Source organism: Thermosynechococcus sp., from assembly GCF_025999095.1.
Classification (GTDB): Bacteria; Cyanobacteriota; Cyanobacteriia; order Thermosynechococcales; family Thermosynechococcaceae; genus Thermosynechococcus.
The window spans coordinates 511,668-536,242 of sequence record NZ_AP024678.1; the positions used below are offsets into that span (position 1 = coordinate 511,668).

A 24,575-nucleotide genomic window follows, 5' to 3' on the forward strand; every position below is an offset into this window, starting at 1 on the left:
AATAGTTCATAGGATTTCGATTGACCTTCCCAATGACCCCCCGTCCTTCCCCCAAGCCCACCCTTTGGCAAAGACTGTTCCCCCTGCTGTTACGGGAAGCGATCGCCACGCTTCAGGGGATCAGCCACCTCCTCAGCAGAGCCACGGAGCAACTCACGGGGATGGCCACCCAGCAGGGGATCGCTACAGAACAATTGCAGCCCGAACGTTCATGGGTCAGTCGAGGGGCAGCCCTATGGTGGCAGAGCCTGGGCTGGGTACAGCGACGGCTGCCGAGTCACCTCCAGCAGCGTTATAACCGCACCACATTGACCGGGATCGCGATCGCCCTCCTTTTCATTCTGCTTTGGTTGAATCCTCTCCGTTGGTTTCAATCTCCCGCGCGGTCAACGGTGAAGGCGACCCAGCCTGCTCCACCCACTGTGCTGGTGCAACCCCGCCCCGCCCCGCCACCAACAACGGCAACACCACCTCCCCCACCCGCACCGCTGCCCACTCCCTCACCGGCGGCGATCGCTCCTTCCTCTGCCGTCAGTGACAGCCTCACCGTCCGCCAGCAACTGCTGGCCATTTGCGATCGCTACAGCAACGCCCTTGATCCCACCTTTACCCTCACCCCCAGCGAGCAGCGCCTGGAACTAATGCTGGCCAACCATTGGTACGATCTCAGTCCTGCAAAGCAAGATCAGCTGGCGCAGAACCTTTGGCAAACCGCCCATGACTTGGGGTATCAGACCGTAATTGTGATGGATACCGAGGGTCACCGACTGGTGCGTGATCCTGTGGTGGGTGACAATGCTATCGTCATCCGGCGCAAGCTGATCTAACCCTCCCTCTTGGCCGTCAGTTTCACCAATCCGCTAACTTAGAAAAGTGCCAACTTCTGCAGGCTTCTATGAGTAACACCATCCTTTCCCCCGAAAAGCGCAAAGCCCTTGAGTTTGCCATCTCCCAAATCGAACACAACTTTGGTAAGGGCAGCATTATGCGCCTTGGAGATGCCGCCCGCATGAAGGTGGAGACTATTTCCAGTGGCGCACTCACCCTGGACCTGGCGTTGGGCGGCGGTCTACCCAAAGGACGCATCATTGAAATTTATGGGCCTGAAAGTTCAGGGAAAACCACCTTAGCCCTCCACGCCGTAGCCGAAGTCCAGAAAGCCGGTGGAGTTGCTGCCTTTGTGGATGCCGAACATGCCCTGGATCCCACCTATTCTGCTGCCCTAGGGGTGGATATTGAAAACCTGCTGGTGGCGCAGCCGGATACTGGAGAAGCGGGCTTAGAAATTGTTGATCAACTGGTGCGCTCGACGGCTGTGGATATTGTGGTGGTGGACTCTGTTGCTGCCTTGGTGCCCCGTGCTGAAATTGAAGGGGACATGGGAGATAGCCATGTGGGGCTGCAAGCCCGCCTCATGAGCCAAGCCCTGCGCAAAATTACCGGCAATATCGGTAAAACGGGCTGTACGGTGATTTTCCTGAACCAATTGCGGCAAAAAATTGGCGTCACCTACGGTAACCCGGAAACGACAACGGGGGGAACAGCCCTCAAGTTCTATGCCTCGGTGCGCCTAGATATTCGCCGGGTGCAAACCCTGAAGAAGGGAACAGAGGAATTTGGGATTCGCGCCAAAGTCAAGGTCGCCAAAAACAAGGTGGCGCCTCCCTTTCGCATTGCGGAGTTTGACATTATTTTTGGCCAGGGGATTTCCAAGCTCGGCTGCATTCTCGATATGGCCGAGGAAACCGGTGTGATTACTCGCAAAGGGGCTTGGTATTCCTACAACGGCGAAAATCTTGCCCAAGGCCGCGACAACACAATTCAGTACATGGAGGAGAACCCCACCTTTGCCCAAGCGGTTGAACAGCAGGTGCGGCAAAAGCTAGACCAAGGAGCAGCGGGCTTTGCCAATAGGGTGACTCATACCCATGAGGACATTGGCGAAGGGGAATAGGGGCGATCGCTCGCGAGGGACTTGCGCAGCAGCAGTTTCCGCTCTCCCCAAAAGGTGAAGCCTTCCTCAATCACTTCAAAGCCACAGCGGTCATATAACTGCCGCGCTGCTTGATTTTGGGCAAGGACGTGAAGATAGAGATCGGAATAGGTAGAGCAAAGGTGGGTCTCAACCGTGTGTAATAGCCGCCGGCCAATGCCCCGTCGTCGGTAGTCGGGATGCACGGCCAAGTTAGAGAGATAAGGGCTGGGTTGACCCTTGATCTCACGGAGATGCACCTCAACACTTCCTACACAGCGAGAAGCGTGTCCTATCGGGATGACGGCTAGCCAACAGTGGTAGTGGGGACGCTCGCGCTGCCAGCGATCGCGCAAATCCTGCTCAATCCCCAACTGGAGAAAACCGCGCCAAAGGGCTTGCCAACCGCCACCGGGATGAAAACTCAGCGCCACCAGCTGAGCCACACTTGGCAAGTCGGTGATCTCCGCTGCCCGAATCTCAATCATGCTAGGGCTGAGGCAGGGCAGATTGCTCCAGTTGGCTCATCAGTGCCCGCAGGGGGGGCTTGGCCAATAGGGTTTGCGTATCCGCCACTAAGCGATCGCCCCAGAGGTTCTCCCGTTGAAACTCCACCGTGCCGTAGCGGCTATCGAGACGCAGCGCTTCCTCTGCCAGTTGGAGTGCCCTTGCTTCTTGCCCCAGTTGGAGGAGAGCCGTTGCCAAGGCCAGTTTAGGCTCACTGGCCTTGGGGTCAATCTCTGCCGCCCGTTCCCAGTTCTTTGCCGCCTGCTGAATCCTGCCTTGCTCATAGAGCACCAAACCAATGTTGGTGTAGGCTGGCCAAAACTGACGATCCAAACGCAGGACACGGCGGTATTGCGCGATCGCCTGCTCCTTTTCTCCCAGTTTGAGATAGGCATTGCCCAGATTAAACCATTCCTCTGTGGCATCAGGTTTGAGAGCCAATCCCTGCGCGATCGCCCGCGCTGCGGCTCCATAGTGCCCCAGGCGAAAATGAGCAGCGCCTAAGTTGAAATAAGCCCCTGGATTTTTGTCTTTGAGTTTCAAAGACTGCTCTAGGGCTGGCACCGCGTCCTTGGGTTGATTAACTGTTAGGTAGAGCCCCCCCAGTAAGGCCCAAATTTCGTAGGCTCGGGGTGCCAACTGCACTGCCAGTTTTGCCCGCACCAACGCATCTTGAAATTGCTGGAACTGGGCCAGTTGCAGGGCTTCTTGTGCCACGATAAAACCATTTTGTTCCATCTCCTTGGCATTGAGTTCAAGGGTGCGCGGCAGCACCACTTGGGCTGTGGCTACACTGCTACTCAGGAGGGCTAGACTAAGACCAAGGACAAAGCGGGCAGTTGTTTTAAACACGGTGGGCGTCTCGGTGTGAACTGAGCAGGGGAGATTCCTCTTTAGTTTGCCACAACCTGTCAGCATTTGGTGTTTGCTGCTGCCACCTTGGCGCCAAGACGCTTGCTTGCTGAAAAACAATAGATTAGTTTAGACCTTGGCTAGGGTCTCAATTTATATTTTTCTTCACATTTTCTAAACAAAATTAAATGTGTTTTTGAGGAAACTTAAATGTCAAGAGGTGCAGATCAAAACATCCCCAACTATCTTGTTCCAGCGATTCTTTCAACACTTTGTTGTTGTTTACCTGTTGGGGTTATTGCAATTATCTTTGCCGCCCAAGTTGACTCAAAATTGGCCGCTGGGGATCGCGCCGGGGCGCTCGATGCCTCAAATAAGGCCAAGTTGTTCACTTGGATTGCCGTCATTTTAGGATTGCTGGGAACTGTTCTTTATGCGGTGCTCATAGTTCTCTCAATTATGGCCGAGCAGGGGGGCAAGTAGCCGGCAGGCGTTCATAATGGTCAGGCGATCGCCAGCGCAACAGGTGAGTGGCCGGTTGTTGTAATAGTTCAGTCCTCAAGCCCAGAGCCCGGCGCGGGTTTACCGTCGCCAATGTTAACGCTGCTTCAAAATTGCACACTCCCCAGTCCACCAATCGTCCCACCATGGCCAGAAGCGGCACTGTGGTACCGCAGAGGGTGCCATCGGCCAATCGTGCAGTGCCATTTTTAACCTCAATGTGCCGCTCATCCCAAGGGTACAGGCCATCCCCTAACCCCAGCGGTGCCAGCGCATCACTGACTAAAAACAGGCGATCGCCCGCGCATTGCCACAACAGCCGCAGCATTTGCGGGTGAACATGAACCCCATCGGCAATCACTCCACACCAGACCCGCTGATCGGTCAAGGCAGCCGCTAACAGTCCCGGCTCTCGATGGTGGAGGGGAGGCATCGCATTAAAGGCATGGGTAATCATGGTGGCACCCGCCTCAAAAGCCGCCTGGGCCTGCGCGAGGGTGGCCATGGAGTGCCCTAAACTGACGGTAATTCCTAACTTCCGCAAGTAGGGCAAAACCTGATGGCTTGTATCTAGTTCCGGCGCTAGGGTGAGAATGCACACTGCTGGGCTAAACGCTGCCAGAACCGCTTGAACGGCTTCCAAGGTCAAGGGTTGCAGATACTCTTGGGGGTGGGCCCCCCGCTTGTGGGGATTGAGAAACGGCCCCTCTAAATGGACGCCGAGAATCTTAGCTTCTGGCTCCAGCGAATTTGGCACATACTGGTGAATCAGTCCCAAAGCGGTGTGAATTGCCCCTAAGGGAGCAGTTACGATGGTGGGGGCATAGGCATCAATCCCCTGTTGCCAAAGGTAGCGACTAATTTTAGGCAGCGGTGCTGCCGTCTTCAAGCCCGAAAAAGGAATGCCTAAGGCACCGTTAATTTGTAAATCCACCCCCCCCAAGGAGAGATAATCACCAGCAAAATCAACAACGCCAACCGCTTGCGGTGGAATTAAATCTGCGCCAATGGCGACTACCTTGCCATCGGCAAGTTGGACCTGTTGCAGGCGATCGCGCCCCAAAAGCCGGACCCGATCCAGCCATTGCGGCGCCATCATGCGGGCGTTGCTTGTAAATCAGGACGTTCTTCGGGCACAATTGCCCCCTCGACAGGACACACCTGCAGACAGATACCGCAGTCAATGCAAGTGGCAAAATCAATCCAGAACCAATCCGTACCTTTGGTATTTTTGCCCGGCCCTGGATGGATACAGGCCACCGGGCAGGCCTCGACGCAATCAGCAACCCCTTCACAGGTATTGGTGACAATGGTGTGGGCCACAGTGTTTTCCTCACTGAGAATGGAATTCACCTATCAATTGTAAATCCCGCGGCTAAATCCCCAAATCTGACTTAGCCGCTTCAGCTGCCTCTAAGAGCGCAGGTGTGGGTAGTTCCTGCCAGTCGCGATCGCCGATTTCCCCATAGAACCTTTCATCATAGCTACGGGTTTGAATCACCACCGGCATCGGCACTGCATGGCCAAGAACCAGAGCCTGTTGTTTAGAATCTAGCTTTGCTAACACCGAACGCAACTGCTGTGATCCGGGCACCCCCGTGAAAATTGCCTCAATGTCTTTTTCATCGTTGAGAAGGGCAGTAATACGAGTACCGATTTGGGACATGATTTCGCTATCAATGCCCGAAGGCCGTTGATCCACAACTAGCAAGGTCACGAAATACTTGCGCATTTCGCGGGCGATCGTGCCAAAAATGGTTTGCCTTACAGTGGCAGGATCCAGGAAGCGGTGGGCCTCCTCAATAGTGATTACCAGTTGACGGGGGCGATCGCTGGGATTTTTGGTCTGTAAAAACACCTCCGATTGCTGGACGTAGGCTTGATGGATGCGACGGGCAATAATATTGGTTGCCAGCATATAGGAGAGCATATTGGCTTGGGAGCCAAACTCAATGACCACATGGTGACCGGCAGCCAGGGTCTCTAAAATCTGACCGATGTAGTTTTTAGCGCAGGTATTCCGTAGGTACTTCAGTTGTTCTAGCCGCGTGAGTTTGCGCTGCAGCGCCATGATGGAAGCCTTGCTGCCCATTTTCGTTTCACAAAACTCCTGAATCTCCTGATTGGTCATCATCAGCAGGCGAGTGATCCAGCCTTTGCCAAACTCATTGCGCAGAATCATGGCATTTTCGAGGCTGGCCTCCGGGAGGTTGAGTTCTGCCTGCACCAGCGCCAAGTCCTCGACCTCGATTTGATCAAACCCAATGTAGAGTTCCTGGGCGTCGCGCACACCCCGCCGTTGGGTGGATTCCGGGTCAAGGGTATAGATCTTTACTTGGCTTGGAAACAGTTGCCGCAATCCCTTAACGGTACTCAGTTGCTTGCCTTCCCGGGTGGCCTCCCAGCCATACTCCGAGTGCATATCAAAAATCAGGTTCACCGCCGCCTGTTTGCGGATAATCCCCGACAACAACAGCCGCGTCAAAAAGGACTTGCCCGTTCCCGACTTGCCAAATACGCCATTGCTGCGCTCGACAAAGCGATCTAAATCCAAACAAATGGGCACCGCCATATCCAAGGGCGTACCAATGGCAAAGTTGCGCCGCTGCGGATCATCCTCCCAGCCAAAGACGGCGCGAAAGTCCCGTTCACTAGCTTCGTAAACCGGACTGAAGTGGGCAGGAATGGTTTTCACAGGGCGTAATTCCTGCTCCTCGTCGAGAATCATCACCATTGGCGCCACACTTAGGGTGGCAAAGGTGCCACTGCCCGCCAGCACCTCCTGCAAAAAGGTATCTTCAAGGGCGGGGGGATTGAGGAGAATGCGGGGATTGGCAGTGCCGAGAGCAACATCGGTCAGCAGGCAAAAGAAGCGCCCTCGCCGGCCTTGCACCACCAAAAATTGCCCCACCCGCAGTTCCTCCACTGAAACCTGACCGCTGAGTCGCACTTCAAGGCCTTGACTGAGGGAGCCTTGGACGACTATTCCCAGTTGTTGAGCCGTCATCTTTATTGCGCTGTCACAACTTGGATCCGTTGGGGATCGCCAAAGCGGGGAGCACCAGCTTGGCTGCGGAATTCCGCCCCCGGTCGTTGAGGCGGTTGGAGGGTTTGACTGAGGTGCTGCACATAGCGATCCTGTGCCCGCCGAAAGCCCTCTAGGTTGCTGCCACCATTCAGGAATGCAAAACAGACAGTGCCGTATTGAGCCGTCGGCAAGACCCCCACAAGGGCACTCACACTCCAAAGGGAACCGGTTTTCACTAGTGTTGCCGCAGGCAATTGCCGATCCTCTAATGTGCCGCCGTCGCGTCCCGCCATAGCGAGCACCTCTGCCAAGCTGTGGTTTTTCGCCGCCAACGCCTGTTGGAGGGCAAAGAGCATCCCGCAAGCAGCCCGTGGGGAAATGCGATTCTCTTCCCCTAGACCTGAGCCATTGATCAGTTGAATTTCCTGGGCAGGCACCTGGGCTTTACGGGCTGCCACCTGAGCAACCGCCGCCGCCCCCCCCGCCATTTCAGCGAGGCTTTCAGCAATCTGATTGTTGCTGTAGATATTCATTTGCCGCACAATTTCCCCCAAGGGCAGGGAGCGATGCTCTAGGCGAATTGTGACCTTGGCAGGGATTGTGCCTTGGAAGCGTGTGCGACCGGCAATACTCACTTGGGGGCGCGGTTGTTCCTTGAGGTGCTGGGCATAGGCCGCGGCAATTTCGGGGGTCCAACGGCGATGATCTAGGGCAAGTTTAAATAGTGCTGCGCTGGTCTGTAGCTCAGGGTAAAAATTCATCATAAAGGGAGGGACGATGACTAGGTTCCCTTGCACGTGGCGAATCCCCAAGCGATTGAGGGCGTTCCCGAGGGCGATCGCTTCCTCCCAAACAAAGAGGGGATCATTGCCGCCAATCAAGACCAAATCCCCCCTGAGCACACCATTGTCTAGCCTGCCTGTCGTGCCAATGCGAGTGAGGAACTGATAGTCAAAGGGGTATTTGTCGAGCACAGCGAGGCTCGTGGCGATTTTGGTGACCGATGCAGCAGCAAGGGGGCGATCGCCCTGGTGGTTTACGAGTAACTGCTGGGCACTTTGAATCCAAATCCCCTGTTGGCTGGGGGCAAAGCCTTCTTCAGCTAGCGTTTGCAGGTAGCGATCGCGATACTGATACAGCGCCGCATTATAGGGAAAAATCACTGCTTTGAGAGCCTCAAAGGGCGGCTGTCCCCAGTACCATGCTACTGCTGCCAATAGCTCCAACATGGGCCCTCTAATTCACCGTCAATTCCCACCAGCCGAAACTGGGGCCGATAAAACGCACTGTTAACCAAATCACCACTAGTAGGCCAATCCCCAGCCACGTTCCTCGCGTCACCCATTTCTGAATCAGCAACAGTTGCTCCTTTTTTAGCCAGCCCCCCTGTTGTTGACCGTAGGCCTCACCGAGGGTTTCTTTGCGCCGTTTTGCCTCACCCATAGTTGCTGCCAGAACAGTTACAGTCCCTATCCTAGAGCTTTTGGGGAGCAATGGTGAGCAATCTGGACCAGTCTCTAGAGCAACCGCGGCCACGGGCTTACCTTTAGGACTCTAGGACGAAGTTCACCAACTTGCCCGGCACAACAATGACTTTTTTAATGGTTTTACCCGCGAGATAGCGTTGGCCAATCTCTGAGTGCTTGGCAGCTTCCTCAAGTTCGGCTTGGCTGGCAGCGGCTGGCACTTGGATCGCGCCACGGGTTTTACCCATGACCTGAATGACAAGGGTAATTTCATCGGCAACGAGGGCAGTGGGGTCTGCTTTTGGCCAAGGCTGGCGGTGAATTGAATCAGTGCCCCCCAGTTGGTGCCAAAGTTCTTCGCTGATGTGGGGGGCAAAGGGAGCAAGGAGGGTGAGTAGGGTTTGGATGCCTTCGCTATAGACCCCAGAGGTGTAGCAGTCGGCACTGCTGAGGGCATTACTGAGTTTCATGAGTTCAGCAACAGCCGTATTCAGTTGATAGTCACCTTCAATGTCCTCACTGATTTCTTTAATGGCTGTGTGAATGGCACGGCGCAGATCTTTTTCGGCTTTGGTTAGGGTTGTGGGCAGGGGTTGCCCCAGCCGACCCCCCTTGGCTTTGAAGGTTTGTACGAGTCGCCAGACGCGGTTGAGAAAGCGAAACTGCCCTTCAACATCAGCATCGTCCCATTCCAGGTCTTTTTCGGGGGGCGCTTTGAAGAGGATAAACATCCGCGCTGTGTCGGCGCCGTACTGTTGGATGACATCGCCAGGAGCAACGCCGTTGTACTTCGACTTGGACATTTTCTCGTAGACCACCTCTAGGGCTTCCCCGGTGTCGGGGTCGGTGGGTTGGTTGAGATCGGCGATGCGGCTGGGAATGATGTATTTACCAGTGCGCGGATTTTTGTAGGTGCGCCCTTGAACCATGCCTTGGGTAAGCAGTCGCTGAAAGGGTTCACTCACATGCACGAGCTGGCGATCGCGCAAGACTTTGGTAAAAAAGCGCGAGTAGAGCAAATGTAGAATGGCGTGCTCAATTCCCCCCACGTACTGATCCACCGGTAACCAGTCCCTGATGGCTGCGGGGTCAAAGGGGGCTGCACTGTTGCGAGCATCAGCGTAGCGGAAGTAGTACCAAGAGGAGTCAATGAACGTGTCCATGGTATCCGTTTCCCGCTGAGCCGGCCCACCACACTGCGGGCAGGGGACATCGCGCCATGCAGCAAGCTTCGCCAAGGGAGAAGGCCCGCGACCGGTAAACTCCACGTCTTCAGGGAGGAGCACCGGTAATTCGGAGCGCGGCACCGGCACTGGCCCACACTGCGGACAGTGGATGATGGGAATGGGGACGCCCCAATAGCGTTGGCGGGAAATGAGCCAATCCCGCAGCCGATACTGCACTTGCGCCCGTCCCCAGCCTTGAGCCGCTGCGTATTCGGTAATCGCTACTTTAGCGGCGGTGGAGTCCATGCCATCAAATTGACCACTGTTGATCAATCTCCCCGGCTCTGTATAGGCGGCCTTGGGGCGGGCACTGGCTTTGCCGTCTGGGGGGATAATCACCTGGCGAATGGGGAGCTTGTGGGCTTTGGCAAACTGAAAGTCCCGCTCATCGTGGGCAGGTACACCCATCACGGCACCGGTACCGTATTCGTAGAGGACATAATCGGCAATCCAAATGGGGATTGCTTCGCCGGTAAAGGGATTTAGGGCTTTGCCGCCGGTGGCCACACCCCGTTTGGGGCGATCGCCGGCTGTACGTTCCAGTTCACTTTCCTGTTGCACACTGGCAATAAAGGCTTCGACAGTTTTGCGGCGGCGGCTCGTGGTCACTTTCAGTGTGAGGGGATGTTCTGGCGCCAGCACCACGTATGTTACGCCGTAGACGGTATCGGGACGGGTGGTAAAAACACCAATTTTCTCATCGCTGCCCACAATTGGGAATTCCAAATAGGCACCGGTGGACTGACCGATCCAGTTGGCCTGCATTAATTTCACCCGCTCTGGCCAGCCGGTCAGTTGTGCCAAGTCATTCAGCAGTTCCTCGGCATAGGCGGTAATTTTCAGGAACCATTGCTTAAGCAGTCGCCGTTCCACCAAGGCCCCCGATCGCCAGGACCGTCCCTCGCTGTCCACCTGCTCATTGGCCAAAACCGTTTGATCCACGGGATCCCAGTTCACCGCTGCCTCTTTCTGGTAGGCCAAGCCCGCCTCAAAAAATTCCAAAAACAGCCATTGTGTCCAGCGGTAGTAGTCGGGGTTACAGGTGGTCACCTCCCGTTCCCAATCGTAGGAGAGGCCAAGGCGTTGCAGTTCTTGGCGCATTTGGCCAATATTCTGGTGTGTCCAAAGGCGGGGATGAATGCCCCGTTCAATGGCGGCATTTTCCGCCGGCAGGCCAAAGGCATCCCAGCCCATGGGGTGGAGAACGCGGTAACCCTGCATCCGCCGACAGCGGGCAATGACATCGGTAATCGTATAGTTGCGGACGTGCCCCATGTGCAGATTCCCTGAGGGGTAGGGAAACATGGAGAGGGCATAGAATTTGGGCTTTTGCGGATCGGTGTCGGTGCGATCCAGTTGGCGTGCAGCCCATTCCTGTTGCCACTTGGCCTCAATCACTTGGGGGTCGTAGCGATCGTCCACAACAGTTTTCCCGAAAGAACAGCTTATCTATTGTATCTGGCCCCTCACCCTCCAAGATGCTGCAACGGTGGCCTTAGCTTTCAGGTGCAGCAACCGGACGTAGCCGATAGCCTTGACCATAGACCGTTTGAATCAGGGAGGGTTCATCCCTATGCTCAATTTTGCGCCGTAGGAGCCGGATCTGGGCTGCCAATAGGTTGCGATTGACACAGGGCTGATCCGGCCACAGTTGACTGGCAATCAATTCATGGCTGAGCAGTTCCGTCGGGTGCTTGAGGAAGAGCGCCAAAAGTGCCGTTTCCTTTTCCGACAGGCAGATGCACTGTTGTCCCCGGTAGAGCAAACGACCTTCAACATCTAAACGCAAATCCTGCCAGCAAAGAATGGGGGCTGTACACCCCATCGTATGCCGCCGTCGCAGCAGTGCCCGTACCCGTGCCAGCAATTCCCGTAGTTCAAAGGGCTTCACCAAATAGTCATCGGCACCGGCATCCAGACCGCATACTCGGTCATCGACGGTATCCCGAGCAGTGAGGAAGAGAACGGGGGTCTCATCACCGGCTTGGCGCCATCGTTGACAGAGTTCTAGCCCTGTGGGCGGGGGTACCATCCAATCCAAAATCAATAGGTGGTAGGGGCGCTGCCTTTGCCAGTAGGCTTGAGCCGTTTCACCATCATAGGCCACGTCAACGTGGTAGCCCTCTTGACGTAGGATGTGACCTAAGGGGTCGGCTAGTTCCGTTTCATCCTCTAGTAGCAGAATGTGCTCCACAATTCAATTGATGGCCGACGGACACCAAAGTTTGAGCAAGGTCTTTTTGAGTTAGGCCGCTGCTTGTAGCAATTGAGGAGGAACAGGAATTCCTGCTGCCATTGCCTCTGCTGGGAGCGTGGGTAAAAGGCGATAGCAGTAGAGAATAAATTGCTCTAACCACACTTGTAACAGATCTTGCTGCTCCTCGTTGAGGTAGCGATCGGGAGCAGACCCTTGGGCATTGTAAAAGGTCTCAACCCGAATGGTGCGCAGCCAGGCATTGTTAGGGCGGGTAATCAACCAGTAGTTACGCACAAGGTCGCAACCGAGGTGATTCTGGGCAATCTGGCTGGCCTTCCTAAACCATGGCAGATAGTTTTGCAGCTTCTGTAGGACTGGCGGTGTCAACAGAGGGCGTACTGGGGATGTCACACCAAGTAGATTGAGGATTTCACCCTCTAGTGCCAAGAGCTAGGCCAAGTTGATGGGCACAGACGCGTTAGCTCTGAGAGTAGCACATCAGCAGTGTTGCTAGGGTGGCACGGGTTGCTTCTGGGAGTGCCTCAATCAGAAGAAGAAGCTGGTTTTCGGTTGGCAGGGGGCTCTCAGAGAGCATTGAGGCTTGGTGTTGATAGATTTCTTGGAGTGTACTGAGGAGCGGAGGAGGTAGGCACATGGTTAGTTTACTTTTGCGGGTTTTGTAAGTTAGCGCTGCTACATCTAGTCTGAGTCAGATAATTAAAATAATCTATTTCTTCAATAGTATTTTATTTACTGATGGCGCTGTTTCTAAAACAGGGGATAGCTCAAGGGGATGAAATTCTTTTCAATTGGAGCTTTTGCTGTTTTGAGCCCGTTCTATGCAAAAAAGGGTTGTCAATCCGCTGGCGATCGCTTGCCAAGCCCCTAGACAATACGCTATGCTAAGTAGGCTAAAGCAACGCGGGGTAGAGCAGTCTGGTAGCTCGTCGGGCTCATAACCCGAAGGTCCATGGTTCAAATCCATGCCCCGCCATTTCAAGTTTTAAAGGAATCCCAGAGCCTACTGACTCCCGATGTCTTTGTGCTCGGCTGATGCATGGGTGTCGGCCTTGATTTGGTGCAGGGCAGCAATAAGACGCTGGCGATCGCCCTCTAGCGCTTGATCCAGTTCGGGCAAAAAGTAGTTGTCTGGCCACAGCGGTGCAAACAGAGTTACCATCGGCAAGTTGTCAATGGCAATGAAAAAGTCTGTGGGTTGAGGGCCATCAATGTGGCGGCTATTCACGCCAAAACCGGCGCGGGTATAGGTAATGGCAACGGCAGGTGCCGCAGAACGCAGCCAATCAAGGGGGGTTGGCTGACCGGTCATGGAGCGCACGAGTTGTTCCAGTTGCTCTGGGCTACCCGACCAAATGGAGGCCAGGAGGTCACGGCGGTTGTTGGGGGCAGCCCACGCCTTGAGAAAGACTGCCAGCGTTGTGGGAGCCTTTAGTGTCGTCTCCCTGGGGTTGGCCAAGGGGCGCAGCCACACAGCGAGGGGGTCAGTAGCCGCGGGCAATTCCCCTTGCCACCAGCGCAGTAGGGTTGACACTTGACGCACATAGTCTCCGGCGGGGCGATCGCTGGGAATTTCCTGCCCTAGCTGACGATAGCGCTCCGTGACCGCCTTCAAAACTGGCTGGTAAAAGGGTGCCAAAGGGGCCACCCGCCAAGCTGGACTGGTGATGAAGATGGGATGGCGCAGCACCTCAAGGGTCAAGGCTTGGGTGGCAAGTTGGGGTTGATCAGCACCAATGAGGGCTAAGCCTAGTCCCAGAAAATTCCCCCGTTTAGCGGGTACCAATTGAGCCGCTTTCACAAAGGTAGGAATTGCTGCTGCAAAATTGCCACTGCGCCAGTAAAGCCATGCCAGATTACTATAGCCAAACTCGAGGTGGGGAGACAGGGCAATGCCTTTCTCAAACTCCAGGATGGCAGTACGCAAGAGATTGCTCTGGGCCGTCGGGTTATCTGTCATCATGGCTCGTTGACCATAGTTCCAGCCCAGTTGCAGCGGATAGTAGGGTTCCCAAGGGGCGAGTTCCTGGGCATGGAAGAGCTTTTCGCTAAATTGATTCCAGTCGGGGGGGCGCGTCAAAAGTGCTAGGAAGCCTGCGCTGCTGCTGCTCCAAGCGCGATGGATAGGGGTGAGCCAAGCCACCATTGCCACGATGATCCCCAGACCAGCAGCCACCAGAGAGAGTGCCCAGCGGGTTCGTAACCGTTCGGGAGGGATTTGACCCTGACCACTGCGAATCAGGGTGGTTAGGAGTGTCAGTTCAATCAGAAAGAGGCCACCAATACCGACGTTATCGAGCTGAAAATCGGTGAGACTGAGAACCCCATAGCCCCAAAGGGCGAGGTAGAGGGCGATCGCCAGCCGTTGTTCCCGCTCTTCTAAGTTCGGCCACCAGCGACGGTAGCGGCTGCCCCAATAGACGAGGAGCCCTACCCCTAAAGCCAAAGCGGCTGTCCCACCGATCCCCAGCTCTGCCCACACTTGCACAGGAGTACTGTGGAGCTGATAAATCCACTCCGCTTCGCGGCCAGCCCAGCCCGGACGATAGTGCTGATACCAGAGGGGCACACTGCCCAAGCCATTCCCCCTAAGAGGCTGGGCAGCTCCCATGCGCCAGCCAACTATACTGGTAATCCAGCGGTAGGCCAGTTCGCTCCCTTGTCCTCCCTGCAAAAGAGCCGCTAAGCTGCGTCGGAGGCGATCGTTGGCCAGAGCAACCATTGCTAAGCCCACCAAAGCCAAGAATCCCCACCCAGAGCGGCGCTGGCAGCGATAGTGCCAAATCCAACCCACCCCAAGGGGAATCACCATTGCCAGCAAGCCGAGGCCGCCCCCCCGTGAAAATGTGGTGTAGAGGGTGACTAGACCCAAAAGCAGCACGACAATCCAAAATGGGCGCGATCGCCACCACGGTTCACTGGCTTCTGCTTCAATGGCCAAAAGTCCCACCAAAGGCAACGCTAGCAGCAGATAGCCCGCCACATAGTTTTGGTGGCCAAAGGGTGCCCAGTTGCGGAGTTCCAAACTGTCCCCATTGAGGTGGGGGGATAATCCTTGGGGGGTATCAAAAATTGCCGTGGTGATCGTTGTGCCCAGCCAAAGGCTTAAACTGACAAAGATCACGAGGGCAGTGAGATAGCCTTGAAAGCGGACGATTTGCCAGCGTCGCTCTGGAGTGCGCAACCAAGCCCCCAGCGGATAAAGGACAGCGATTCCCCCCAAGAGTGCCCAGCCATACCAGCGAGCCTGATTGGGAAAGGCACTCAAGGTTCCAGAAATCCCCAATGCCAACAGGAGTAACAGCACCACGCCATCAAAGCCATTCCCCAAGGGCTGCACCCGCCGTTGATAGGCCAACACCTGCAAAAACCAAAGAAGAGGCACCCCCACTGCCGCTTGCCACAGGAGTACCCAAGGCCAAGCTACCATCAGGCTGTGACTGTCCGGCAGAAGGGTAAAAAGGGCATAGCCGGCTGCGCTGAGGAGCCCCAGCAATATCCCTTCTTGCCTAGCGGCTTTTTCCTGCCAGCTTTCCCCCTGGCTCATCCAGTCTCCTCAAGCAAAGGCTGCCACGACCCGGTCCATGGCCTCAACCACGTTCTCGCGGCTATTGAAGGCCGAAAGACGCAGATAACCCTCGCCCGCGGCCCCGAAGCCAGCACCGGGGGTACCCACTACAAAGCAGGTGTGCAGTAATTTATCGAAAAAGTCCCAACTACCCATACCGGCAGGTGTCTTCAGCCAAACGTAGGGGGCATTGACGCCGCCATAGACCTCAAAGCCTGCTTGGGTCAGTTTTTCGCGGATAAGACGGGCATTTTCCATATAAAAGGTCACCAATTCCCGTACTTGGGCTTGGCCGGCTTCAGAATAGACAGCTTCGGCGCCCCGCTGCACAATGTAGGAGACGCCATTAAACTTCGTGGATTGTCGCCGTAGCCAAAGCGACCAGAGCTGCACCACTTCACCACCGCTGGTTTCTCCCTTGAGATCCTTGGGCACAACGGTAAAAGCGCAGCGGGTTCCCGTAAAGCCGGCATTTTTGGAGAAGGAACGGAATTCAATGGCGCACTCGCGGGCACCCGGGATTTCATAGATCGAGTGGGGAATAGCCGGATCGGTAATAAAGGCTTCGTAGGCAGCATCGAAGAAGATGATTGCTTTGTGGGCACGGGCATAGTCTACCCAGGCCTGCAAATGCTCCCGCGCGGCCACGGCTCCGGTGGGGTTGTTGGGGAAGCAGAGGTAGATGAGGTCCACAGGTTCACTGGGTAGCGTGGCAGTGAAGTGGTTTTCAGCGGTAATTGGCAAATAGACCAGTCCAGCGTACTCCCCCCGTTCATTGGCTTCGCCCGTATGCCCTGCCATGACATTGGTATCCACATAGACGGGATAGACGGGGTCTGTAACCGCAATGCGGTTGTTGCTGCCAAAAATGTCCAGGATATTGCCGGTGTCGCACTTGGAGCCATCAGAGATAAAAATTTCACTGGCATCAATGTCACAGCCCCGCGCTTGGAAGTCGTGGGCAGCAATTTTTTCCCGCAGCCAGGGATACCCCTGCTCAGGGCCATAGCCTTTGAAGGTGGCGCGATCGCCCATTTCTTCGACGGCTTTGATCATCGCCTGCCGACAGGCCGCCGGCAGCGGTTCGGTGACATCGCCAATCCCTAGGCGAATCAGGGGGGCATTGGGATGGGCTTGCAAAAATTGATTGACACGGCGGGCAATTTCTGGAAAGAGATACCCTGCTTTGAGTTTGAGGTAGTTTGCGTTAACAAAGGCCATAGTGCGGTTGAGTGGCAACAGAAGGTCAATATATCAGGATTCGAGAATCCCTTTCAGGCGAGAGTGCGCCAATGCCAGCGCCTCGGCCAATTTTTCCGGTTGAGATCCCCCCGCTTGGGCAAAGTTGGGACGCCCCCCACCGCGCCCGCCACAGACTTGGGCAAGTTCTGCGATTAGTTGACCGGCATGCACACCCCGCTGCACAACATCCTGACTGGCAGCTACTAAGAGGTTCACTTTGTCAGCAGCAGGTTGAGTGGCCAACACCACAGTTCCACTACCCAATTTATTTAGGAGCCACTCGGCGGCGGTTTTTAGCCCTTGGGGATCCACGCCCGCCAGCGAGGCAATGAGAAGGTGGGTATTGCCGACGGCTTCAGCCTGCTCCAAGAGGGCTTGGGTCTTAGCGAGGGTCAGTTCCGCTTTGAGATGTTCCAGTGCCTTTTGCTGGGCTTTGAGATCTGCTTGTAGTTGGCTAATGCGATCGAGAACCTCTTCCGGTTTAGCTTTGAAGCGATCGCACAGCTCGCGGACAATGCTATCGCGCTGTTGCAAATAGTCACGCACCGCCGGGCCAGCAATGGCTTCAATGCGACGAATTCCAGCGGCCACCCCACTTTCACTCACAATCTTAAAGAGGCCAATTTCAGCGGTGTTGTGGACATGGGTGCCACCACAGAGTTCCATAGAGACACCGGGAATATCGAGAACTCGCACCTGCTCACCATATTTTTCGCCAAACATGGCGATCGCCCCCCTGGCCTTGGCTTCCTTGAGGGCCATGATATAAGTGTGGGTGGTGTGGCTTTCACTGATCCAGGCGTTAATTTGATCTTCAATCTGTTGCAGTTCCTCCCGGGTCAGGGCACGGGGACAATTAAAGTCAAAGCGCAGCCGATCAAAGGCCACCAGTGACCCTGCTTGGGAAATGTTCTCGTCAATCAGCTTTTTCAAGGCCGCCTGCAAGAGGTGCGTTGCTGTGTGGTGCGCCTGTACCCGCCGCCGACAACTGAGATTAATTTGTGCAGTCACGCGATCGCCCACCTTTAGGCTGCCGCGCTCCACTTTGCCGTAGTGAACAAACAATTCCTTTTGCTTTTGCACATCGTGGATTTGCACCAGGGCATCACTGCTGGCCAAGTACCCGCGATCGCCAATTTGACCCCCCGATTCGGCATAAAAAGGGGTTTCCTCAAGGATCACCTGCACTGCCGTTCCTGCCGTTGCCGTTGGTGCCGGATGACCCGCCACCAAAACCGCTGTTACTGTCGTCGTCAAACTAAACTCGTCATAGCCCCGAAACTGCGTAGGATGCAGTTGATCCGCCAGGGAATCAATTCCCTCCTGAACGGTAATATCAATAGTTTCGTGGGCTGCTTGGGAACGTTGTCGCTGCTCCGCCATACAGGCTTCAAACTCAGCCACATCCACACCAATACCTTGCTCTGCGGCAATCTCTTGGGTCAACTCCAATGGGAAGCCATAGGTATCAAAAAGAACAAAGGCATCCCGCCCTGCCAGTTGCGGTTGACTGCGTTTTTTGCCCTTAGCCTTCTTCAGGGGAGACAGCATCTGCGCCAAGAGCTTCTCACCCCGATCCAAGGTTTTGAGAAACTGTTCCTCCTCCCGCTGGAGCTCGCTGAGAATGACTGCCTGCCGCTCGCGGACATTGGGATAGACAGTGGCAGCCAGATCAATCGCCACTTGAGCCAGATCAGGGGTTACCAGCCCATTGATCCCCAACAGCCGACTATGGCGCACAATCCGCCGAATCAACCGCCGCAGGACATAGCCACGCCCCACATTACTGGCAGTGACACCATCGGCAATGAGATGAACCACCGCACGGGTGTGATCGCCAATGACTTTGAGGGAAGTTTGGGTGCTGGTATTGGCTTTGTGGTACTGAATCCCGGCTCGCTGCGCCGCTGTCTCAATAATTGGGAAAATTAAGTCCGTTTCGTAGTTGTTGGGTACCCCTTGGAGCACCTGCGCCATCCGCTCCAAGCCCATACCGGTATCAATGTTTTTCGCTTTGAGGGGGGTACGGCGACCTTGGTCGTCTTGGTTCAACTCCATGAACACTAAGTTGTAGAGTTCGATGAAGCGGCCATCGTCATCGAGATTAACGTTCGCTAGCCCCTTTTCTGGATAGAAGTCGTAGTAAATCTCAGAACAAGGGCCACAGGGACCCGTCGGCCCCGCTGTCCAAAAGTTGCTCTCCTCGCCCATGCGCTGGATGCGCTCCTTGGGTAAGCCCACGTGGCGATGCCAAATGTCATAGGCCTCATCGTCATTTTCAAAGACGCTCACCCAGAGCCGTTCCGGGGGTAAACCATAAACCGTGGTCATCAGCTCCCATGCCCAAGCAATGGCCTCTGCCTTGAAGTAGTCACCAAAGCTAAAGTTGCCTAGCATTTCAAAGAACGTGTGGTGGCGAGCGGTGCGACCCACATTTTCAATGTCATTGGTGCGCAGACATTTTTGAGCGGTGGTGGCGCGGGGCACCTTCGGCGCTTCTTGACCGAGGAAAATCGGCTTGAAGGGAAGCATGCCGGCGATCGTCAGCAGCACCGTTGGATCGTCAGGAATCAGGGACGCACTGGGTAAGATGGTGTGTCCTTTGGCGGCATAGAAATCGAGGAATTTCTGGCGAATTTGATCACCGGTGAGAGCAGTGATCGCCGACGCAGAGGGGGAGGAGGTCATTGGAGCAAAGTCTCAACGGAGCGTAGTAAACGGCAAAAATACTATTCCATCATACTGGATTGTCTTGGATGTGAAATCCATGGGCGATCGCCAAGTTGAAGTCTCTACATCCATGGCATTCGCTTAGGGAACAAACACGCCGCGTAAAAAGGTTTCCAGGTAAAGATGAATCAATTGGCGGCCAAAGAGACCGCTAAAGATGGCCGCCACTGCTAGAAAAGGGCCAAAGGGAATGGGCTGGCGGCGCTGAATCCAACCCAGGGCAATACCGAATCCCCCCATGAGGCCACCGAGGGCAGAGGCCAAAAAAAACGTAACAAGCAGCCCCTGCCAACCCAGCCAAGCGCCGATCATCGCTGCTAGTTTACCGTCTCCGCCGCCCATTACCTCTTGATTCAGGGCGATCGCTCCCCCCCAGCGAATGAGATCAAAGAGCCAAATGCCAATCACTGCGGCAATGATCCCCTCTGTAAGGCCCCCTAGACCCGTTGTTAACCCTCTCACCACCAACCCAGTGATCAACCCCCACTTCGTCAGGGGATGGGGCAGCGTCATCGTCTCAAGATCAATCAAGGCCAAGGCCAACAGCCATGCACTCAGCAGCCACAGCACCAGCGTTTGCTCCTGCCAACCACTGACAGCCACAATCAGGACATAAAGCAGTGCCGTCAACAGCTCAATCGCAGGATACCGCCAAGCAATCGGCGCATGGCAATAGCGACATTGCCCCCGCAGGAATAGCCAGCCCAAAATCGGGATATTGTCCCAGGGCTTGAGCGTTGTCAAACAGATCGGGCAGCGAGACGGTGGATAGAGGAGCGATCGCCCCCTTGGCACACGGTAGATCACAACATTGAGAAAGCTCCCCACCGCTGCCCCAAGGCCAAAGACAAGGCAGTAGCTGGCAACGGTCAAAAAAGTTAGTGCATTGATAGGCGTGTTACTTCCGGCAGATGATCGTAGGGAATAAAGCATTCCTGGGGCAGCAGCACTGGCTGGCTAGTAAACAGCACATACCCCCGTAGGGTTTGCCGATTAATAGCGACACCTGCCGGCACCGTTTTTGCCCCATGAACCTGCTGGTAGAGATTATAGATGGATTGAGCAGCGGCTAATAGGGGGGTATCAAGGGTTTCCATGGTTTGCAAAGCTGGCATCTGCCCCACTCCTCGGCAATCGAACAATGAGAAACGGTGATGTTTGGTTTTGAGTCAACGATTTAGTTCTCACCAAGTGCTCCGCCTATGCAAAAGCAGACCTGAACCCCTGTCACCGATTTTGGCCCACGCTATGGCCGCGAAGAAGTTGCCTTGATTTTGCCCAATACGAATCTCAGGGGCAGTCTGCACGTAGCCAAACGCATCCAACGGCTTCTCCATGCCTTGGCAATTCCCCACATTGCCTCGCCAGTGAGCGATCGCGTCACTCGAGGTATGGGCATTGTCGGCTTGCTGCCTCAAGTTGGCCAACTGGTGAATGGATTCATCGCCCTCACCGAGCAGCAGCTCTATCTAGCCGGGCGGGGCGGGCGCGATTGAGCAAGGATTCCCTTAGGGGGAGCATGACTTGCCCGGGCTTGCGTTGAGGTCAAATACCCTCCCCTGGTTGCAGCAATGTCTGGGCATGAATGACGCCGTTGCTACGGTAGAGGGGTAATTCAGTGGGAGAAGATCGAGAAGGTTGGCAGAAGTGGCGTGGACAACAATAGACCTCCTGCAGAGGTAGCTGTGCGGTGGCCAAAAGTCCAGTGTGATTCTTTTAAAGGTCATAAATCAACCGCCAAGACCGTAAAGAATTGCAACATGTGCCCTTGGAGGGTTAAGGAGCAGAAGAATTGCCTATAATACTGTGAGCACGCCAATGCTTGAGGGAGTTGACGTTGACCACGACTGTTTTTCAAACCACAAAATCCCAAGAAATTTTTGCTGCTGCCCAAAAACTCATGCCCGGTGGCGTCAGTTCACCCGTGCGTGCCTTCAAGTCCGTTGGTGGACAGCCCATTGTCTTTGATCACGTCAAGGGTGCCCACATTTGGGATGTGGATGGCAATCAATACATTGACTATGTGGGGTCTTGGGGACCCGCGATCGTTGGCCATGCCCATCCTGAAGTCATTGACGCCCTCCATGCCGCCCTCGAAAAGGGAACTAGCTTTGGTGCCCCCTGCGTGCTTGAGAATATCTTGGCGGAAATGGTGATTGCCGCTGTCCCTAGCGTCGAGATGGTGCGCTTTGTCAATTCCGGAACCGAAGCCTGTATGGCCGTGCTGCGGCTAATGCGTGCCTATACCCAGCGGGAAAAAGTGATCAAATTTGAAGGCTGCTACCACGGCCATGCTGATATGTTCTTGGTCAAGGCGGGGTCGGGCGTCGCCACCTTGGGTTTACCCGATTCTCCCGGCGTGCCGAAAGCAACCACCGCCGCCACATTAACGGCGCCCTACAACGATCTCGAAGCGGTCAGTCGCCTCTTTGAACAATATCCCGATGACATTGCGGGGGTGATCCTTGAACCCGTGGTTGGCAATGCTGGCTTTATTCCCCCCGATGCGGGCTTTCTCGAAGGACTGCGGGAACTGACGAAACAATATGGTGCCCTCTTGGTCTTTGACGAAGTGATGACGGGCTTTCGCATTGCCTATGGCGGTGCCCAAGAAAAATTTGGTGTCACACCGGATCTAACTACCCTCGGAAAAGTGATTGGCGGTGGTCTGCCCGTCGGTGCCTATGGCGGTCGCGCCGACATTATGAAGATGGTGGCGCCGGCGGGGCCTGTGTATCAAGCGGGTACCCTCTCTGGCAATCCCTTGGCAATGACAGCGGGCATTAAAACCCTGGAAATTCTCAGCCGCCCCGGCAGCTATGAGCACTTGGATCGGATCACCGGCAAGCTGGTACAGGGACTTTTAGACGCTGCACGGGAGTTTGGCCACGAGGTGTGTGGTGGGCACATCAGTGGCATGTTTGGTCTCTTTTTCACCGCTGGTCCGGTGACCAACTATGAGCAAGCCAAGCAGTCCGATTTGAAAAAGTTTGCCGCCTTCCATCGCGGCATGCTGGAGCAGGGGATTTACCTTGCGCCATCCCAGTTTGAAGCGGGCTTTACCTCCCTTGCCCATACGGAGGCGGACATTGAGCGCACCATTGCCGCGGCGCGGACAGTGCTGAGTCAGCTTTGAGCCTTGACCGTTGCGGCAAGGAGCACCACATCCATTAAGTCCTCAAGGTTGAGGCAGGGAAAGACCATGACATCTCCCAATTGATGAATGGCTCGGCTGCTATCTTCTGCCAAGGTAATCACGGGGAGTTTTCGTAGTTTGGGGTGATTCTCCAGCTGGGGGACTTCCTCAGCGGGCAAATCCCAAATCAGAACGTCAGGCTGCCAAATATCCACCAAGAGATTGGCCTGTTCGAGGTCTTCCGCTTCGAGAAGCCGCAGGTGGGGCAGGTTAATTTCATGGAGTAAACCGAGGCGAAGGACCGTCTGATTCAGGGGGGGATGCTCAAAGGTCGGTTTTTCCGCCGGAGAAGTCAGTCGTGGAAAACACCAGCGATCGAGGACATCGATGAGCAGACTGGGATGACTACTCAAGGGCAGCCGTTGCACAAAACCAGTCAAGCCCAAGGGAGTGGCTTCGTCGGAGAGGATGATCAACGGGACAGTGGCAGTGAAGGGACTGGTGGCAAGACTTTCAACCACATCAGCCAAAATGAGACTACTGGCGGGGCGGACGACAATTGCTGTGGGTTGCAGTTGCTCCAGCTTATCCAGCGCTTCAAGGGGATGGCGAGCAACCATATATCCGTAATGGCTACCTCGCAATGCCGCAGTGGTGTTCATGATCCAGGTGGCATCATTACTGATTAAAAGGATCAATTGAGCTGTAGTGGGCAATTCAGGGGGCAGTCCCTCCCTAAAGGGCAGCAGCACTGTCCACTCACTCCAGCTATCAGCTTGGGCGATAAAGGAAAGCTCACCATTGTGGAGACGACAGAGTTGGTGGGCTAGCATCAGCCCCATCGTTACTTCGGCGTAGTCCTCAAGGCATTCGTGGAGCAGGCGATCGTGATCCTGAAGAGGAATACCATGTCCCTCTTCCCACAGTTGCAGCGCCAGCCAATTTTGCCAGCGACTCAAGCGCAGTCCATAGCGATCGCTGGGAAAGAGCATCAGCCACCCTAGGAGATGGCCAAAAATCTGCCGTAGCCGCAAAGCATCGCCCCAGAGGTACACATGACTCAAGGGCTGATCAATTTGCCAGTGGCAACTCGGCGGGCTCAGATTGTAAAGATGCTCCGCCAACTCCTGCGATCGCAACCACAAATCCGCCAGTTCTACAGTTTCCCATTGCAATTCCAACTCTCGCCAGAGGGCACGGGTGTAGTCCTGCCATGCCTGAATAAGGCGATTCATTTGCCAACCGCTACGCTGGATTAGGGCAAGGTAGTCCTGTTGCTCTGGTAGGGGGTGTTGCCCCAGGAGTTGGGTAAGGCCGAGGATTGCCGTTAGGGGATTTTTGAGTTCATGTCCCAAGCTCAGGAGGAGGCGCTTTTGCTGATGGAGTCGGAGTTGCTGCAAGCGGCTGGGGGTCGTTGGTTCAGCCTCTTGGCGCTGTTGGGCAAAAAATAACCAATAGCGATCGCTAGCGATCGCTACACTGCTCTGGGCTTTCTCCCAGTCCAACGACATTAAATTCAAGGGAAATGAGCACACCTGCCAGAGCGATCGCCCCTCTAGCGCCTGACAACTCATGCCCTCAAATTTAGTCTGTGCCAGTGGCAAAAAGTCCGTTAAGTATTCTGACCAAGCATGATTTTGCCAAATGACTCTCCCTTGGGCGCTTTGAATTTGCACCGGCAAAGGCAATTGTTCAATCACTTCCAGCCAAGGCAAAGGGGGCTGGCAGGCCCAGTGATAGAGCAAGCGTTGCTGATCCAGCAGTCCCACAAAGCACTCCTGGGCATCCACAACCGCAATATAGGAGGGCATCTGGGCTTGAGTGCGCAGCCATCCCTGAAACTGCAATAGCGTCCACGCTGCCGGTACCTCCACCACGGGCGATCGCCAAGGAGCCGTCACACTGCCGACCGCGAAGTCGGCTAACATCCCTTCCCGCTCCAAACTCAAAGCCAACCGCCAGCCCTGCACCACCCCCACCGGTTTTTGCCCCTCATCCACAATGACGATCGCTTCTGGGAGGGTTTCTTGCCAACGCTGATACACCTCCTTGAGAGACAGACCGGCCCCCACCGTCATTGCCGGTTCAGTAAAGCTAGCTAGGGAGAGGGAATTCATGGATACAGCCCTCTT

Annotated in this window: 21 protein-coding genes, 1 tRNA gene and 1 pseudogene; 6 read left to right on the forward strand and 17 right to left on the reverse strand. The window is 55.3% G+C overall.

Going from position 1 to position 24,575, the window contains the following annotated elements:
* The first annotated feature begins 20 nt into the window (after nucleotides 1–20).
* Together Q0W94_RS02570 and recA are read left to right on the forward strand one after the other, a co-directional pair.
* Nucleotides 21–827: a hypothetical protein gene (locus Q0W94_RS02570; RefSeq protein ID WP_297760692.1), complete on the forward strand. Its 807-nt coding sequence runs from the start codon at nucleotides 21–23 to the stop codon at nucleotides 825–827.
* A gap of 68 nt (nucleotides 828–895) precedes the next feature.
* Nucleotides 896–1,954 carry a recombinase RecA gene (recA, locus tag Q0W94_RS02575; RefSeq protein ID WP_297760696.1) on the forward strand — a complete coding sequence of 353 codons (1,059 nt, stop codon included), beginning with the start codon at nucleotides 896–898 and terminating at the stop codon, nucleotides 1,952–1,954.
* Here the strand turns inward: recA and Q0W94_RS02580 are convergent.
* Entirely contained in the window at nucleotides 1,921–2,460 is a 540-nt protein-coding gene (locus tag Q0W94_RS02580; protein WP_297760699.1) for an N-acetyltransferase, read from the reverse strand. The two genes, recA and Q0W94_RS02580, sit on opposite strands and share 34 nt — an antisense overlap.
* Nucleotide 2,461: 1 nt before the next feature.
* Nucleotides 2,462–3,331 carry a tetratricopeptide repeat protein gene (locus Q0W94_RS02585; RefSeq protein WP_297760703.1) on the reverse strand — a complete coding sequence of 290 codons (870 nt, stop codon included), beginning with the start codon at nucleotides 3,329–3,331 and terminating at the stop codon, nucleotides 2,462–2,464.
* A 210-nt stretch (nucleotides 3,332–3,541) separates the two neighbouring features.
* Here Q0W94_RS02585 and Q0W94_RS02590 point away from each other — a divergent pair, with 210 nt between their 5' ends.
* Nucleotides 3,542–3,814 (forward strand): CD225/dispanin family protein, encoded by a 273-nt coding sequence (locus Q0W94_RS02590; protein ID WP_297760705.1) that lies wholly within the window; start codon nucleotides 3,542–3,544, stop codon nucleotides 3,812–3,814.
* On the opposite strand, the gene nagA is transcribed toward Q0W94_RS02590, so the two are convergent.
* The 9 genes from nagA to Q0W94_RS02635 all read right to left on the reverse strand — a co-directional run bounded on the left by nagA (nucleotide 3,789) and on the right by Q0W94_RS02635 (nucleotide 12,404).
* Nucleotides 3,789–4,931 carry an N-acetylglucosamine-6-phosphate deacetylase gene (gene nagA, locus Q0W94_RS02595; RefSeq protein ID WP_297760708.1) on the reverse strand — a complete coding sequence of 381 codons (1,143 nt, stop codon included), beginning with the start codon at nucleotides 4,929–4,931 and terminating at the stop codon, nucleotides 3,789–3,791. The genes Q0W94_RS02590 and nagA overlap by 26 nt on opposite strands.
* On the reverse strand, nucleotides 4,928–5,155 hold the full coding sequence (locus Q0W94_RS02600; RefSeq protein WP_297762336.1) for a ferredoxin family protein: 228 nt from the start codon (nucleotides 5,153–5,155) through the stop codon (nucleotides 4,928–4,930). Before Q0W94_RS02600 ends, nagA begins: the two co-directional genes overlap by 4 nt.
* 52 nt (nucleotides 5,156–5,207) lie before the next feature.
* On the reverse strand, nucleotides 5,208–6,839 hold the full coding sequence (locus Q0W94_RS02605) for a helicase HerA domain-containing protein (RefSeq protein WP_297760712.1): 1,632 nt from the start codon (nucleotides 6,837–6,839) through the stop codon (nucleotides 5,208–5,210).
* A gap of 2 nt (nucleotides 6,840–6,841) precedes the next feature.
* Nucleotides 6,842–8,089 carry a D-alanyl-D-alanine carboxypeptidase gene (locus tag Q0W94_RS02610; RefSeq protein WP_297760715.1) on the reverse strand — a complete coding sequence of 416 codons (1,248 nt, stop codon included), beginning with the start codon at nucleotides 8,087–8,089 and terminating at the stop codon, nucleotides 6,842–6,844.
* 7 nt (nucleotides 8,090–8,096) lie between these two features.
* Nucleotides 8,097–8,303, reverse strand: coding sequence for a DUF2839 domain-containing protein (locus tag Q0W94_RS02615; protein ID WP_024125360.1), 207 nt, complete (start codon nucleotides 8,301–8,303; stop codon nucleotides 8,097–8,099).
* Between the two features lie 103 nt (nucleotides 8,304–8,406).
* Entirely contained in the window at nucleotides 8,407–10,974 is a 2,568-nt protein-coding gene (gene leuS / locus Q0W94_RS02620; protein WP_297760718.1) for a leucine--tRNA ligase, read from the reverse strand.
* A gap of 73 nt (nucleotides 10,975–11,047) precedes the next feature.
* Complete coding sequence (locus tag Q0W94_RS02625; protein ID WP_297760721.1) at nucleotides 11,048–11,746, reverse strand: response regulator transcription factor; 699 nt, start codon at nucleotides 11,744–11,746, stop codon at nucleotides 11,048–11,050.
* Between the two features lie 51 nt (nucleotides 11,747–11,797).
* Nucleotides 11,798–12,160 (reverse strand): hypothetical protein, encoded by a 363-nt coding sequence (locus Q0W94_RS02630; protein WP_297760724.1) that lies wholly within the window; start codon nucleotides 12,158–12,160, stop codon nucleotides 11,798–11,800.
* Between the two features lie 67 nt (nucleotides 12,161–12,227).
* Nucleotides 12,228–12,404, reverse strand: a complete 177-nt coding sequence (locus Q0W94_RS02635; RefSeq protein ID WP_297760727.1) for a hypothetical protein — start codon at nucleotides 12,402–12,404, stop codon at nucleotides 12,228–12,230.
* A 265-nt stretch (nucleotides 12,405–12,669) separates the two neighbouring features.
* Between Q0W94_RS02635 and Q0W94_RS02640 the strand changes: the two genes are divergently transcribed.
* Nucleotides 12,670–12,743, forward strand: a tRNA-Met gene (locus tag Q0W94_RS02640).
* Between the two features lie 27 nt (nucleotides 12,744–12,770).
* On the opposite strand, the gene Q0W94_RS02645 is transcribed toward Q0W94_RS02640, so the two are convergent.
* The 5 genes from Q0W94_RS02645 to Q0W94_RS02665 form a co-directional block, all read right to left on the reverse strand.
* Entirely contained in the window at nucleotides 12,771–15,314 is a 2,544-nt protein-coding gene (locus Q0W94_RS02645) for an O-antigen ligase family protein (RefSeq protein WP_297760730.1), read from the reverse strand.
* A gap of 9 nt (nucleotides 15,315–15,323) precedes the next feature.
* On the reverse strand, nucleotides 15,324–16,556 hold the full coding sequence (locus Q0W94_RS02650; protein ID WP_297760732.1) for an LL-diaminopimelate aminotransferase: 1,233 nt from the start codon (nucleotides 16,554–16,556) through the stop codon (nucleotides 15,324–15,326).
* A gap of 33 nt (nucleotides 16,557–16,589) precedes the next feature.
* Nucleotides 16,590–19,265 carry an alanine--tRNA ligase gene (gene alaS, locus Q0W94_RS02655; protein ID WP_297760734.1) on the reverse strand — a complete coding sequence of 892 codons (2,676 nt, stop codon included), beginning with the start codon at nucleotides 19,263–19,265 and terminating at the stop codon, nucleotides 16,590–16,592.
* 123 nt (nucleotides 19,266–19,388) lie between these two features.
* On the reverse strand, nucleotides 19,389–20,240 hold the full coding sequence (locus Q0W94_RS02660) for an A24 family peptidase (RefSeq protein WP_399372054.1): 852 nt from the start codon (nucleotides 20,238–20,240) through the stop codon (nucleotides 19,389–19,391).
* Nucleotides 20,186–20,422, reverse strand: coding sequence for a hypothetical protein (locus Q0W94_RS02665; RefSeq protein ID WP_297760737.1), 237 nt, complete (start codon nucleotides 20,420–20,422; stop codon nucleotides 20,186–20,188). The genes Q0W94_RS02660 and Q0W94_RS02665 overlap by 55 nt, the downstream gene beginning before the upstream one ends.
* Before the next feature lie 126 nt (nucleotides 20,423–20,548).
* Between Q0W94_RS02665 and Q0W94_RS02670 the strand changes: the two are divergent.
* Nucleotides 20,549–20,803 (forward strand): annotated as a pseudogene (locus Q0W94_RS02670) (diguanylate cyclase domain-containing protein); the annotation flags it as partial.
* A gap of 404 nt (nucleotides 20,804–21,207) precedes the next feature.
* Nucleotides 21,208–22,443 carry a glutamate-1-semialdehyde 2,1-aminomutase gene (gene hemL / locus Q0W94_RS02675; RefSeq protein ID WP_315863089.1) on the forward strand — a complete coding sequence of 412 codons (1,236 nt, stop codon included), beginning with the start codon at nucleotides 21,208–21,210 and terminating at the stop codon, nucleotides 22,441–22,443.
* Here hemL and Q0W94_RS02680 read toward each other — a convergent pair.
* Nucleotides 22,434–24,560, reverse strand: coding sequence for a histidine kinase dimerization/phospho-acceptor domain-containing protein (locus tag Q0W94_RS02680; protein WP_297760743.1), 2,127 nt, complete (start codon nucleotides 24,558–24,560; stop codon nucleotides 22,434–22,436). The genes hemL and Q0W94_RS02680 overlap by 10 nt on opposite strands.
* Nucleotides 24,561–24,575: the final 15 nt, after the last annotated feature.

What these genes read in the sequence shown, in the direction of transcription:
- recA (WP_297760696.1), top strand. Translation starts at nt 896, where the DNA reads ATGAGTAACACCATCCTTTCCCCCGAAAAGCGCAAAGCCCTTGAGTTT.
- Q0W94_RS02580 (WP_297760699.1), bottom strand. Translation starts at nt 2,460, where the DNA reads ATGATTGAGATTCGGGCAGCGGAGATCACCGACTTGCCAAGTGTGGCT.
- Q0W94_RS02590 (WP_297760705.1), top strand. Translation starts at nt 3,542, where the DNA reads ATGTCAAGAGGTGCAGATCAAAACATCCCCAACTATCTTGTTCCAGCG.
- nagA (WP_297760708.1), bottom strand. Translation starts at nt 4,931, where the DNA reads ATGATGGCGCCGCAATGGCTGGATCGGGTCCGGCTTTTGGGGCGCGAT.
- Q0W94_RS02605 (WP_297760712.1), bottom strand. Translation starts at nt 6,839, where the DNA reads ATGACGGCTCAACAACTGGGAATAGTCGTCCAAGGCTCCCTCAGTCAA.
- Q0W94_RS02610 (WP_297760715.1), bottom strand. Translation starts at nt 8,089, where the DNA reads ATGTTGGAGCTATTGGCAGCAGTAGCATGGTACTGGGGACAGCCGCCC.
- Q0W94_RS02615 (WP_024125360.1), bottom strand. Translation starts at nt 8,303, where the DNA reads ATGGGTGAGGCAAAACGGCGCAAAGAAACCCTCGGTGAGGCCTACGGT.
- Q0W94_RS02635 (WP_297760727.1), bottom strand. Translation starts at nt 12,404, where the DNA reads ATGTGCCTACCTCCTCCGCTCCTCAGTACACTCCAAGAAATCTATCAA.
- Q0W94_RS02645 (WP_297760730.1), bottom strand. Translation starts at nt 15,314, where the DNA reads ATGAGCCAGGGGGAAAGCTGGCAGGAAAAAGCCGCTAGGCAAGAAGGG.
- Q0W94_RS02650 (WP_297760732.1), bottom strand. Translation starts at nt 16,556, where the DNA reads ATGGCCTTTGTTAACGCAAACTACCTCAAACTCAAAGCAGGGTATCTC.
- alaS (WP_297760734.1), bottom strand. Translation starts at nt 19,265, where the DNA reads ATGACCTCCTCCCCCTCTGCGTCGGCGATCACTGCTCTCACCGGTGAT.
- Q0W94_RS02660 (WP_399372054.1), bottom strand. Translation starts at nt 20,240, where the DNA reads ATGCTTTATTCCCTACGATCATCTGCCGGAAGTAACACGCCTATCAAT.
- Q0W94_RS02665 (WP_297760737.1), bottom strand. Translation starts at nt 20,422, where the DNA reads ATGCCAGCTTTGCAAACCATGGAAACCCTTGATACCCCCCTATTAGCC.
- hemL (WP_315863089.1), top strand. Translation starts at nt 21,208, where the DNA reads ATGCCCGGTGGCGTCAGTTCACCCGTGCGTGCCTTCAAGTCCGTTGGT.
- Q0W94_RS02680 (WP_297760743.1), bottom strand. Translation starts at nt 24,560, where the DNA reads ATGAATTCCCTCTCCCTAGCTAGCTTTACTGAACCGGCAATGACGGTG.